The organism is Pseudomonas sp. BR20 (assembly GCF_050780135.1).
Taxonomy (GTDB): Bacteria; Pseudomonadota; Gammaproteobacteria; order Pseudomonadales; family Pseudomonadaceae; genus Aquipseudomonas.
The window spans coordinates 1,669,613-1,684,008 of the sequence record NZ_CP172012.1; the positions used below are offsets into that span (position 1 = coordinate 1,669,613).

2 protein-coding genes are annotated in these 14,396 nt (G+C 67.2%); both read left to right on the plus strand.

Annotated features, from left to right (window positions below; translation table 11 throughout):
- Positions 1-58 precede the first annotated feature (58 nt).
- A complete protein-coding gene (locus ACHPFG_RS07525) occupies positions 59-4,864 on the plus strand; it encodes a condensation domain-containing protein (protein ID WP_431701977.1) in 4,806 nt (1,601 codons plus the stop codon).
- Positions 4,865-4,914: 50 nt separating this feature from the next.
- On the plus strand, positions 4,915-14,394 hold the full coding sequence (locus ACHPFG_RS07530; RefSeq protein WP_431701978.1) for an amino acid adenylation domain-containing protein: 9,480 nt from the start codon (positions 4,915-4,917) through the stop codon (positions 14,392-14,394).
- Positions 14,395-14,396: the final 2 nt, after the last annotated feature.

The following is a 14,396-nucleotide window of genomic DNA, read 5'->3' on the forward strand; positions in this document are numbered from 1 at the left end:
ATCCTCGAAGCCACTGCCAGGGTGGCTGACCTCGAATCCTCACGATGAAGGACGACACATGTTCGATCGCCTGATGCATGACTGCTGGCTGCGCGGTATCCGCATGTCCGCGAGCGAAGGCTGCCTGATGATTTCCACTGGCTTGCCTGAGGCCCTGAGTACCGAGCTGGAGCGTGAGCTGCAAGCGCGCAGTGCGGAAATTCTGGCCTGGTTGGCGCGCCACCCGGACTACTTCCAGGCGCGCCCGCTCAACGATAACGAGCAGGCCCTGTGGTTCCTGCAGCGTATGGATCCCGGCAGTTGCGCCTACAACATCGCCCTGGCCGGGCGTATCAGGCCGCAGTACCTCTGGGCGGATCTGCCGCATCGTCTGGAGCGGGCCTGGCAGACGGTGCAGCAGCGTTATCCGCACCTGTGCAGTGCCTATGTCGAGCGTGATGGCGAGTTGCTGCAGTGGGACAGCCGCCCGCAGCCCACCTCACTGCAATGCGAAATCTGGCAGGACGCGGATGCGGCCAGTGTGCAGCAACGTGTCATCGAGCTGGCCGACAAACCCTTCGATCTGGCTGCCGGTGAGGTCAGCCGGCTGGTGCTGTTGAGCAACCAGTTGGGCGATCGTGTCGAGCACACGGTGCTGCTGGGCATCCACCATATCGCCTCCGACCTGACCACCTTCGACGTGCTGTTCAGTGAGCTGTTCTCCCTGGTCGATGGCGACGTGCTTGCCGATGTCGACCCCGAGGCCTATCGCAACTGGTGCAGCGCGTTGTACCTGCGCAGCGAGGCGATCGAGGCCGAGGAACTGACCTGGTGGCAGGCGCAACTGGCCGATGCGCCGACGTTGGAGCTGCCCACCGACTTCGCCCATGGCAGCACCCAGGGCTTCGAGGGCGGAGAGCTGTCGTTCCATTTTGGCGCGGACAACAGCGAGCGGCTGCTTGCGGTCGCCAAAAGCCTGGGAGTGACGCCCTACGTCTATTGGTTCTCACTGTTCCAGCAATTTCTCGGGGTGCTGTCCGGGCAGGATGATTTCGTTCTCGGCACGCCCAGTGGCTGGCGCCTGAAGCGCGAGCAGGCTGAACTGCCGGGCTATCTGGTCAACCCGTTGCCGGTGCGCTGCCGTTTGCGTCGTGACCTGTCCAGCGCTGAGTGGGCCAAGCAGGTGGCTGCCACTGTCCGGCAGACCTTGCGCCATCGTCACTATCCCTTCGCGCGCCTGGCCAAGCATCTGGATCTGCCGCGGCAGAGGGGCCGGGCACCGGTGTTCCAGCACATGTTCACGCTGAACAAGGAGCGTGACGTGCCGTTCGAGCGCTATATCGAGCGCATGATTGGCGAGCAGCGTGGCGCGGCCCACGAATTGAACCTGGTGATCATCGATGACCTGCCCGAGTTCATCGGGCGCTGGCGTTACAGCAAGGCGCTGTATCGGCGCGAGAGCGTCGAGCGTTTTCAGGCGCAGTTCATTGCCCTGGTCATGGCGGCCATGGAGCAGCCGGACGTGCCGTTTGCCGAATTGGACTGGCTGCCTCTCGAGCAGCGTTCGCAATTGTCTGGCGAACGCCTGCCGGTACCGGAAGAGAGCGCCTGGAAGGCTTTTGCCAAACACTGCATGGAGAAGCCCCAGGCCATCGCCCTGGAGGATCAGCAGGGGCAATTGAGCTATGCCGAACTGGCCAGGGCCGTGGTCGCCCGTGGCGAGCGCCTGCACGGTTCGCTGAGTGCGAGCGGTGATAGGGTTGCCCTTTGCCTGCCGCGCAGCCGCGAACTGGTGATGCACATGCTCGCCGCCTGGCAGTGCGGCGCGACCTATCTGGCCCTCGACCCGCAGTGGCCCGAGTCGCGTCTGCAGGACATCTGCCTGGATGCAATGCCCAGGGTCTATGTGGGTGAGGGCGAACGGCCAAACTGGTTACCGACGCAGGTGCAGTGGCTGGCCGTGCCGGTCGAGGCGCTGTTCAGCGATGCGCCGCTGCGCACCAGCGTGCCGGCGGACTTGCCGGCCTACGTGGTCTACACCTCGGGCTCCAGCGGACGGCCCAAGGGCGTGGAGGTGACCCAGGGCAACCTTGTTCACTATGCCAGCGCCTGCCTGGCACGCCTGCGCTTGAGCGCCGACGCCAGCCTGACGAGTCTGGCCAGTTGCGCCACGGACCTGGGCCACACCGCCTTGTTCGGCGCGCTGCTCAGCGGCCGGCGCTTGTGCCTGCTGGACGAAGCGCTGGCCTTCGATGCCGAGGCGCTGGCGGCGCTGCTCGGGCAGCAGCCCGTGGACATGCTGAAGATCGTACCCTCGCACCTCAACGCCCTGCTGGTGGCCAGCGAGCCGCAGCGCCTGTTGCCGCGCCAGTGCCTGGTACTCGGTGGCGAAGCCCCGGGCGCCGATCTGCTGGCGCGGGTGCGCGCCCTAAGCCCGCAGCTGCGCATCGTCAACCACTACGGGCCCAGCGAAACCACGGTGGGTGTGCTGACCCACGACGTCGAGGGTGAGGGTGACGCACCGCTCGGACGCCCCCTGGGCAACGTGCGAGTCAGCGTGCGCGGGCCGGATGGCGCAGTGCTGCCGGCTGGCGTCAGCGGCGAGTTGTATATCGAGGGCGCAACCGTGGCGCGTGGCTACCTGAGTGCCAGCGAGGCCGATCGGGCGCGCTTCGGTGCACTGGGTTACCGCACGGGTGACCGGGCACGCCTCGATCATCTGGGGCGGGTGCTGTTCCTCGGGCGCCTGGACGAGCAGGTGAAGATTCGCGGCTACCGCGTCGAGCCTTCGGAAGTGGCGGCGCAATTGCGTGCACTGCCCCAGGTCGATGACGTGCGCGTGCTCAACGCACCGACGCCATTGACCGGCAACCGCCTGGTGGCCTTCCTGGTCGCCGCGCCGAGCGCACTGGCGGACATTCAGGCCGCGTTGCAGGCACGCCTGCCGGACTACATGCAACCGGCGCAGTGGCATTGCCTGGAGGCGATGCCACTGCTGGCCAATGGCAAGGTCGATCGTCGGGCGTTGTTGAACCTGGCCGAGCAAGCGCCGCGCAATCTCGAGGCGCGTACCGAACAGCCGTTGAATGCACTGGAAAGCGCCTTGCTGGCGATCTGGCGTGAACTGCTGGGCAACCCGAACATCGGCCCGGACGACAACTTCTTCGCCCATGGCGGCGATTCGATTCTCGGCCTGCAGATCATTGCCCGCGCGCGCCAGCAACAGATCACCCTCACCCCCAAGCAACTGTTCGCGGAGCCAAGCGTGCGGGCGCTGGCGCGGGTGGCGCAGACGCCACAGCGCGCCAGGGTCGAGCGGCTGCTGGTGATTGCCCGGGAGATTCTGGAAAAGCCCGATCTGCAAGCCGACGACAACTTCTTCGCGGTCGGTGGCGACTCGATCCTCAGCCTGCAGATTATCGCCCGTGCCAAGCAGCAGGGCCTGCAGCTCAAGCCCAAGCAGATCTTCGAGTTCCCTTCGGTCAGCGGCTGGGCCGAGCAGGCTGTGGACCTCGCCAGTGTGGCCGAGCACGCCAAGGTCGATAGCGCCGAGCCGAACGCCGCTTTCGCCCTGACGCCGATCCAGGCCTGGTTCTTCGACCAGCGGCAGACCACGCCACAGTATTGGAACCAGTCCCTGTTGCTGGCCGTTCACCAGCCGCTGGAACCGGCGCGTTTGGCCCAGGCACTGGCGATCCTGTTGCAGCGTCACAGCAGCCTGCGGTTGATCTTCGAGCAGAGCGGGCAGGGCTGGCAGCAACGCTATCAGCCGCTGTCGGCGGCGATGGCCGACACGCTGCTGCAGGTGGTCGAACAGCCGCTGGACGACGTGCTGCTGCAGCAGTGGCAGCAGGGCTGGCAACTGGATCGAGCCCCTTTGATCCGCTGGGTGTATTTCACCGGCAGCGAGCATCTGCTGTGCACGGCGCACCACTTGCTGGTCGATGCGGTGTCCTGGCAGGTGCTGCTTGAGGAGCTGGAAAGCCTGTACCACGACCCGCAGGCTTCGTTGCCGGTGGTTTCCACCCGCTTTGATCGCTGGAGCGAGGCCTTGCAGCGGCATCGCCAGGCCCCCGAGGTGCTGGCCCAACGCGACTACTGGCAGGCGCAGTTGGCCGAGGAGGGCGAGGTAGCCCGTGATGTCAGCCTGTATGGCGAAAGCCGCACGCTGGAAACGAAACTGTCCCTCGAGAAAACCGAATTGTTGCTGGGCGACTGCCATGGCGCCTACAGCACCCAGGTGCAGGATCTGCTGGTCGCGGCACTGGCTGGCGCGATCGGCCAATGGCTGGGGCGCGAGCAGGTCACCCTGGAGATGGAGAGCCACGGTCGCAGTGGCTGGGAGCAGGGCCCGGATCTGTCGCGGTCGGTGGGTTGGCACACCAGCCGCTACCCGTTGGCCGTGCGTGCCGCCGAACAGCCGGAGGAGGCGATCATCGCCGCCAAGGAGGCATTGCGCCGCGTACCGGAGCAGGGCATCGGCTACGGCCTGCTGCGCCTCGATCCACAGCACGGGCTTGGTGCCGCTTCGCTGCTTACCTTCAACTACCTGGGACGGGTCGACCAGTGGCTGGGTGGTTCGCGCCTGTGGCGCCTGGCGCAGCCGCTGTGCCCGGCCATGCGCGCCCCCGACACCCGCCGCACCCATCTGCTCGACGTGACCGCCCTGGTCGACCAGGGCCAGTTGCACATCGAATGGCGCTACGCCCCGCACGTGCATGACCAGGCCCTGATCGGCGCACTGGCGCAGCAGTTCCAGCAGGGTATCGAAGCCCTGTTCGAACACTGCCTGGCCCCCGAGGTTGGTCGTGCCACTGCTGCCGACTTCGCCGACTCGGGGCTTTCCGACGACGAATTCCTCGGTCTGCTCGAGCAACTGCAATGAGCACCCCCGGCGCCCCCACATCCCCAGCCCATGGCAAGGAGACCCTCGGCATGAACGATAAGGTCAAAGCACTTTCCCGCAATATCGAGGCCATCTATCCCCTGGCTCCCATGCAGCAGGGGTTGCTGTTTCACAGCCTGATGCACCCGGGCAAGGGCATGTACCTGCTGCAGTACCGCCATGTGATGGTGCTGCCGCAACTCGATCTGCAGGCGTTCCGCCAGGCCTGGGCACAGGTGGTGGAGCGCCACGAGCTGCTGCGCACCTCCTTCGTCTGGAAGCAGCAGAAGCGGCCGATGCAGGTGGTGCACAAGCAGGTCGAACTGCCGATCAGCTATGAGGACTGGTCGGATATCGACGAGGCTGAGCAGCAGGCGCGTCTGGAACATCTGCTGGCCGAGGAGCGTCGCGAGGGGCTGGATTTCACCCAGGCACCGCTGATGCGTGTGCGCCTGTTCAAGCTGGCCCCGGACACCTACCAGTTCGTGCGCAGCTATCACCACATCCTCATGGATGCCTGGTGCTTCTCCATCATCATGATGGACTTTCTCGACGGTTACCGCGCCGCGCGTGAAGGGCGGCGTCTGGAGCTGCCCAAGCCACGCCCGTACCGCGACTTCATCCGCTGGCTGGAGCAGCAGAAGCCTGAGGATCATCAGACCTTCTGGCAGCAGCGCCTGGCCGGCTTCGACACCCCCACCGAGTTCGGTTTCGGCCACCCTGGCCGCGTGATCGATGCGCCGGAGCCGGTGGAGGATTGCGTCGAGCACCTCAGCGTCGAGCAGACACAGGCCCTGCAGCAGGCCGCCAGTGGTCTGGGCATCACCCTCAACACCCTGGTGCAGGGTGCCTGGGCCTTGGTGCTGGCGCGCTACAGCGGCAATCGTGACCTGCTGTTCGGCGTCACCGTGGCCGGGCGCCCGGTGCACATGCAGGGCATGGAGAGCATCGTCGGGCTGTTCATCAACAGCCTGCCGCTGCGCTGGAGCTGGCAACCGCAGCAGTCCCTCGGTGCCTGGCTCAAGGCCTTGCAGGTCGAGAACCTGAGCCTGCGCGAACATGAAAGCGTGTCGCTGGCGCAGATCCAGAGCTGGAGCGAGGTACAGCGCCAGGATCTGTTCCAGAGCCTGTTCGTCTTCGAGAACGCGCCGATCTCCGCCAGCCTGCGCCAGGGCCAGTTGGACTACCTGATCAGCGATATGGCCAACCGCACCCACACCAACTATCCGGTTACCGTGGTGATCGTGCCCGGCGAGCGCCTGCACCTGCAGTTGACCTACCAGACCGACTGGTTCCTGCGCGAGGAAGTCGAGCAGATGCTGCGCCACTTCCGCACGCTGCTGCTGAACATGGGCGACAGCCTGGTCAGCGAGGCGGATATCCCGCTGCAACGCATCGCCATGCTCGATGCGGCGGAGATCGCCCAACAGCATGCCTGGGCCAGCGGTGACCTGGCGGCGGACGCGGCGCAACTGCAGCCGCTGTACGTCGAGCGCCTGCAACAGCAGGTGCGTCGCACCCCCGAGCGAATCGCCGTGGTGCATGGCGAGCGCAGCCTGAGCTTCGATCAGTTGAACCGGGAGGCCAACCGACTGGCCCGTCATCTGCGCGCCAATGGCGTGCAGGACGGCGACCTGCTGGCGTTGCTCGATGAGCGTGGCCTCGACCTGGTGCTGATGATCCTCGCCACACTCAAGGCTGGCGCCGGCTGGCTGCCCCTGGACCCGCGCAATCCGCCGCAACGCCTGGCCCAAGTGCTCACCCAGAGCCGTTCGCCGCTGCTGCTGCATGGTGTGGAGCAGGATGAGCTGGCACAGCAGGCGCTGCAGCAGATGGCGCAGCCGCCGGCGGCGATCCGCTACGAGCCAGCGGCCCTGAGCGGCTACAGCGATGCCGACCTGGACATTCCCGTGCATGGCCTGTCGTTGGCCTACTGCATCTTCACCTCGGGCTCCACCGGCACGCCCAAGGGGGCGATGGTGGCCCACGCCGGCATGCTCAACAACATGCTTGGCAAGTTGCCGGGCCTGGGCCTGAATGAAGATGACGTGATCGCCCAGAGCGCGCCGCAGTGCTTCGACATCTCCGTCTGGCAGACCCTCGCCGGCCTGGTGCTGGGGGCGCGCACGGTGATTCTCGGCGACTGCGTGATGCAGAACCCCGAGGCCCTGGCCGAGGCCATCGCTCGCCATGGCGTGAGCATTCTCGAAGCGGTGCCGTCGCTGATGCAGAGCCTGCTCGAGGCGGGCCTGGAGCGCACCGCACTGCGCTGGGTATTGGCCACTGGCGAGGCGCTGCCACCGGCGCTGGCGCGGCGCTGGTTCGAGCGCTACCCCGGCATCCCGCTGATGAACGCCTACGGGCCGGCCGAATGCTCCGACGACGTGGCCTTCCATCCGCTCACCGAGCGCCTGGCCCAGGCGCGCAGCAGTGTGCCGATTGGTCGCGCCACCCTGAACAACCGTCTGTACCTGCTCGATACTGAATTGCAACCGCTGCCGCGCGGTGCGGTGGGTGAAATCTTCGTCGCCGGCGTGGGGGTTGGACGTGGCTATATGGCCGACCCGGCACGCACTGCGGCGGTGTTTTTGCCCGACCCCATCGCCAACGACGGCAGCCGCCTGTATCGCACCGGTGATCTGGCGCGTTTTCTGGCCAATGGCGAGCTGGAGTACGTCGGTCGTACCGACCACCAGGTGAAGATTCGCGGCCACCGTATCGAGCTGGACGAGATCGAAGCCTGCCTGACCCGTTACCCCGGCGTGCGTGAAGCGGTGCTGCTGGCCCGTGACGACCAGCAGCGCGCCAAGGTGCTGGTCGCCTACCTGGTGGCCGAGCCGCAGCCCTCCATCGAGGCGCTGCGCGAGTTCGTTGCCGCCAACCTGCCGCCCTACATGCTGCCCAGCGCTTTCATGCTGCTCGAGCGCATGCCGCTCAACGCCAACGGTAAGATCGACCGCAAGGCCCTGCCGGCGCCCGACTTCGCCGCGCAGAGCGAGGCGCGCTACGTGGCGCCACGCAGTGAGCTGCAAGCGCAGTTGGCCGAAGCCTGGCAGGGCGTACTGGGGCTCGCGCGGGTCGGCATTCATGATCACTTCTTCGAGCTGGGCGGGCATTCGCTGCTGGCCACGCAACTGATCGGCCAGATCGGCAAGCTTAGCGGCAAGGAACTGCCCCTACGCGTGGTCTTCGAGCGCCCGACCATCGCCACCATGGCCGAGTGGCTGGAACAACAGCAGACCGGCGAGAAAACCACGCCGATGCGCCTGCCGCGCCCGCAGACCCTGCCGCTGTCGTTCGCCCAGCAGCGCCTGTGGTTCCTCCAGCAACTGCAGCCGCACAGCCCGGCCTACAACCTGGCCGGCGCGGTGCGCCTGAGCGGCGACCTGTATGTCGCTGACCTGCAGGCAGCTTTGCAGGCCCTGGTCGATCAGCACGAAGTCCTGCGTAGCCGTTTCGTCAGCGACGGCGGTGAGCCGTCGCAGCTCATTCTCGCCAAGGCCGAGCTGGCCTTGCCGCTGATCGAGGTGGCCAGTGAGGCGCAGTTGCACGACCTGCTGCGCCAGGACGCGATGACTCCGTTTGCCCTGGACAGTGCGCCGCTGCTGCGTGCCTGCCTGTATCGCCTCGGGCCGCAGGCGCACGTGCTGGCGCTCAATTGCCACCATATCGTCGCCGATGGCTGGTCGCTGCAACTGATCATCGACGGTCTTTGCAGCCATTACCGCGAGCTGCGCCAGGGGCGTAAACCGGCGTTGGCCGAGGCGCCGATGCAGTACGCCGACTATGCCCTGTGGCAACGCCAGTGGATGGACAGCGCCGCCTGCCAGGACGAGCTTGCCTACTGGCGCGAGCAGTTGTCCGGCGAATTGCCGGTGCTTGAGCTGGCCGCGGACTTCCCCCGGCCGGCCCATGCCAGCCAGGCCGGCGGGCGCGTCGAGCAACGCCTGCCGGATGCGCTGGCGGCGCGCCTGCGGGCATTCAGCGCCAGCCACGGCTGGAGCAACTTCATCCCCATGCTCTGCGCCTTCCAGCTGCTGCTGCGCAGCCGCAGCGGCGAGCACGACATCCTCGTCGGGGTGCCGGCCGCCAACCGCCATCACGCGGCGTTGCAGCCGCTGGTGGGCTGCTTCGTCAATACTCTGGTCTATCGCCAGAAGCTCTCCGGCACGACCAGCCTGCTGCAACTGATGCGCGAGTTGCAGGCGCTGTCCGTGGCGGTGCAGTCGCATCAGGACCTGCCCTTCGACTACCTGATCGAACAGCTCGGCGTGGCCCGCCAGGTCAGCTACAACCCGTTGTTCCAGGCCATGTTCAACTACTTCCCGGGCCATGCCCTGGAGCGTTTCGAGCTGACCGAACTGATCGCCGAGCCGCTCGACAATCGCCCGGACAGCGCCCTGTGCGACCTGCATCTGGACGTGCGCGACAGCGAACACGGCATCGCCCTGAGCCTGCAGTACAGCAGCGAGCTGTTCCGCGAGCAGACCGCGCAGGCGATGCTCGAGCAGTATCTGGCGCTGCTCGATGCCGTGCTCGAACAACCGCAGCAGGTACTGGGCGAACTCGCCTGGCAGCCCGAGCAGCACGCGCTGGCGCGCTTGCACGGTGAGCCTGTGGAGGGCCGGGAAGACATCCTGCAGGCCTTTGCACGGCAGGTCGCCGGGCAGCCTGAAGCCATCGCCGTGCAGGCCGGCGAACGGCAACTGAGCTATGCCGAACTGAACCAGGCGGCCGAACGCCTGGCCGCTGCCTTGCAGGCCCGTGGCGTCGGCGCCGAGGATCGTGTGGCCCTGCGCCTGCCGCGCGATGCGCGGCTGCCCATGGCCATGCTGGCCATTCTCAAGGCTGGCGCCGCCTACGTGCCGCTGGCCGAGGACACCCCTGCCGAGCGCGGCCGTTACATCCTTGCCCATGCGCAGCCGCGGTTGTGCCTGACCAATGCCGAGTCCCTGGCGGAACTGGCCGAGTGGGGCAGTGCCGGCGAACTGCTGGATATCGATGCGCTGACCACCCCCGAGCCCTACCGCGCACCGAGCGTGCATCCTGCCCAGCTCGCCTACGTGCTCTATACCTCGGGTTCCACCGGCCAGCCCAAGGGCGTGGCCATCGCCCGTGGCAACCTGATGAACCTCATGCTCGGCGTGCAGCAGGTGCTGCCATTGACGGCGCAGGACAGGGTGCTGGCGCTGACCACAGCGACCTTCGATATCGCTATCGTCGAGCTGCTGCTGCCGCTGAGTCGCGGGGCCAGCATCCTGCTCGCCGACCGTGAGCAGGCACGCGACCCGCAAGTCCTCGACCGCCTGATCGAGGCCGGCCAGCCGACGGTGATGCAGGCCACCCCTGCCACCTGGCGCATGTTGGTGGCGCACACCGGGGGCCGTTGGCAGGGCGTGCGCGCCATTTCCGGTGGCGAGGCCCTGCCGTGCGCGCTGGCCGAGGCCATGGAGCAGCGTGGTGCCCAGGTGATCAACGGTTATGGGCCGACCGAGGCCACCGTCTACAGCACTTTCGAGCCGCGTCAGGGCGAGAGCGGCGGGGTGGAGGTGCCGATCGGCCGGCCGGTGGTCAATACCGCCGCCTATGTGCTGGACGCCGACTTGCAACCCGTGGCGCCGGGCGTTTCCGGCGAGCTGTACCTGGCGGGTGCCAACCTGGGGCGTGGCTATTTCGCCGCACCTGCCCTGAGCGCGGCGAGCTTCCTGCCCGATCCTTTCGTGCCGGGGGGGCGCATGTACCGCACCGGCGACCGCGTGCGGCGCAACGCCCAAGGCAGCCTGGACTATCAGGGGCGCCTGGATTTCCAGGTCAAGCTGCGTGGCTTCCGTATCGAGCTGGGCGAGATCGAGGCCCTGCTGGCGCGGCTCACCGGGGTGCGGGAAGCGGCCGTGGTGCTGCTCGGCAGCGGCGACAGCGCGCGCCTGGTGGCTTACTACTCGGTCACGCAGGCGGCGGGTGCTGACCTGGGCGACGCCGCGCTACGCGTGCAACTGGCGCAGCACCTGCCGGATTATATGCTGCCGAGCCAGTTCGTGCGTCTCGACAGCTTGCCGCTGAGCCCCAGTGGCAAGGTCGAGCGCAAGGCGCTGCCGGCTCCAATCCAACATGAAGGTCAGCGCGACGGCGAGTTGAGCAAACCCTGGGAGGCGCAACTGGCCGAACTGTGGGGCGAGCTGCTCGGTTGCAACGCGGTTGGCGCAGGCGACAATTTCTTCGCCCTCGGCGGCCATTCGCTGCTGGCGGCACGGCTGGTGGCGCGCATCGCCGAGCGCTACGAGCGGCAACTGCCGCTGCGCAGCGTGTTCGAGTGCCCGACCCTGGGTGAACTGGCGGCCAGCCTGGCCACTGCCGAGGGCGCAGGCGAGAGCATCCTGCGGCCATTCGGCGAGGCGCCGGCGCCGCTGCACTTCACCCAGCAGCGGCTGTGGTTCCTCGACCGCTTGCAGGGCGACACCCAGGCCTACCACCTGTCACTGGCCATGCACCTGCACGGTACTCTGCAAGCCGATGTACTGGAACGCGCGCTGGCACAACTGGTGGAGCGCCAGCACAGCCTGCGTAGCGTGTTCAGCGAGACGCAAGCAGGCGCGCGGCAGCAGGTCGTGCAGTTGCACGGCACGCTGCTCAGCGTCGAGCCCTTGCAGCAGGATGTGCATTCGCCGGCCTTCGCCCGCACCTTGAGCGAGGAAGCGCAGCGCGCCTTCGACCTGAGCGCGACGCCGCTGTGGCGGGTGCGGCTGTATCAGGGCGAAGGGCAGAGCGTGCTGCAGGCCACCTTGCACCACATCATCGCTGACGCCCGCTCGCTGGAGATCTTCTTCGATGAGCTGCAACGTCTTTACCAGGCCGAGCTGAGCGCCACCCAGGCGGCGTTGGCGCCGCTGCCGCTGCAGTTCAGCGATGTCGCCGCCAGTTGGCAGACCCCTGCCGGGCAGGCACGTATCGAAGCGCAGCTGGACTACTGGCGGCAGGCCCTGGCCGGCGAACCGCCGGTGCTGGACCTGCCCACCGACCTGCCACGTCCTGCCGAGCAGGGCTACCACGGGCGGCGCCTGCGTTTCGAGCTGCCCGTCGAGTTGGTCGAACGCCTGCGTAGCACCGCGCAGCGCCATGGTCTGACCGCCTTCGCGCCCCTGCTGGCAGCATGGAAAGTGCTGCTGGCCAGGCATTCGGGGCAGCGCGAGCTGTGGATCGGCCTGCCGGTGGCGCAGCGTCAGCAGGCGCACACCGACAACCTCATCGGCTATTTCGCCAGCACCCAGGTGCTGCGCAGCCAGATCGACCCACTGCAATCTGTGGCGTCGTTCTGGCAGGCGTTGCAAGCCACCCACCTGACCGCGCAGCAGCACGGCGACGTGCCTTTCGAGCGGCTGGTGGAGGCTTTGCAGGTACGCCGCGATCTCAGCCATACGCCGCTGTTCCAGGCGCTGTTCAACCTGATCCAGCGCGATGACGTGGCGGCGGTCGGCCAGGGTTTTGCCGGCCTGCCGGCGCAGCGCCTGAATGTCGAGAGCGACAGCGCCCTGGTGGACATCGGCCTGCATATCGAGCAGCACGGCAGCGCCTGGCACTGCGTGCTGGAGTACAACACCGAGCTGTTCGTCGCCAGCACCATGCAACGCTACGCCGACGAGTACTGTCACCTGCTCGACGGCATGCTGGCGCGGCCCGAGGCGCGGCTGTGGGATATCGACCTGGCGAATGCCGATCATGCCCTGACACGTCGCACGTGGAACCTGCCAGCGCATGCGCTGAGCGAGACACAGGATCTGATCGCGCGCTTCGAGCGCCAGGCCCTGCGCACCCCGGATGCGCTGGCCGTGGATTGCCAGGAGCAACGCTACAGCTATGCCCAGCTCAATGCCCTGAGCAACCGCCTGGCCCACTGGCTGCGTGCCCAGGGTGTCGGCTGCGACGATCTGGTCGCGCTGTGCCTGACCCGTGGGCCCTGGCTGCTGCCCAGCATCCTGGCGATCCACAAGGCAGGCGCGGCCTATTTGCCGCTGGATCCGCAGCAACCGGGCGAACGGCTGCGCTTCATCATCGAGCATGCGCGGCCGCAGCTGGTGCTCAGCGAGCAGGCCTGCGCCGACGTGCTCGGCAGTGTCGACAGCCTGGCCGTCGACCACCTGCCGCTGGACGAACAGCCGGCGCACGACCTTGCATTACCGGTGGCACCGCTGCAGCGGGCCTACGTGATCTACACCTCGGGCTCCACCGGCACGCCGAAGGGCGTACAGGTCACCCGCGGCAACCTGAGCAACCTGCTTGCCGGCCTCGACCGCCAGTTGCCGTTGACGGCCGAGGACGTCTGGCTGGCCAGCACCACCTACGCCTTCGATATGTGCAAGCCGGAGCTGTTCCTGCCGCTGCTCAAGGGCGCGGCCATCCTCCTGGCGCGTCGCGAGCAGGTGGTCGATGGCCACCGCCTGTTCGATCTGCTGCGCCGTGCCACGGTGTTCCAGGCCACCCCAGCCGGCTGGCAGATCCTGCTGGAAACCGGGCGTGACGACTGGCCGGCCCTGCGCGGCCTGATCGGAGGCGAAGCGGTGCCGGCCGAACTGGTGAGTGTGCTGCAGGCCAAGGGAGTGAGGCTGATCAACGCCTATGGCCCGACGGAAACCACCGTCTGGTCGACCACCCAGGCGCTGCGCGAAGTGCCGGCCGGCGTGGCCGATATCGGCATGCCGCTGCTCAACACCCGTTGCTACGTGCTCGACGAATGCCTGCGGCCAGTGCCGCTGGGCAGCACCGGCGAGCTGTATATCGCCGGCAGCGGGGTGACCCGTGGTTACCAGCGGGCGCCGGCGATCACCGCAGCGGCGTACCTGCCCGATCCGTTCGCCAGCGAGCATGGCAGCCGCATGTACCGCACCGGCGACCTGGTGCGCCGACGCAGCGATGGGCGCCTGGCCTACGTCGGCCGCGCCGATTTCCAGGTCAAGGTGCGTGGTTTCCGCATCGAGCCGGGGGAGATCGAATCGCTGCTGCGCCGTTACCCCGGCGTGGAAGAGGCGGTGGTCATGCTCGATGCGCGCAGCTACAGCCTGTTCGCCTGGCTGCAGGCCGCGAGCCCGGTCGACGAGGTGGCGCTGCGCCGTCATCTGGAAAGCCGGCTGCCGGCCTACATGGTGCCGGCCGGCTTCATCCAGGTGCAGCGTTTCGCCCTTAATGCCAACGGCAAGATCGACCGCAAGGCCCTGCCGGCGCCGCAAGCGCAGGCCGAGCAAGGCGTGGCGCCGCGTACGGCGCTGGAGTGCGAACTGGCCGAGCTGTGGCAGGAGCTACTCGATCTGCCGCAGGTCGGCGTGCTCACCAGCTTCTTCGAGCTCGGTGGCCATTCGCTGCTGGCGATGCGCCTGATGACCCGGGTGGAGAGCCGCTTCGGCGTCAAGGTCGAGCTGCGCAGCCTGTTCCACAACCCGACCATTGCCGGCCTGGCCGCACAGATCGAAAACCCGCAGCGGCCTTCGACCGACCAGGCACTGGATGAGATGCAGCGTTTGCTGGCAGAGATGGAAGACTGAAG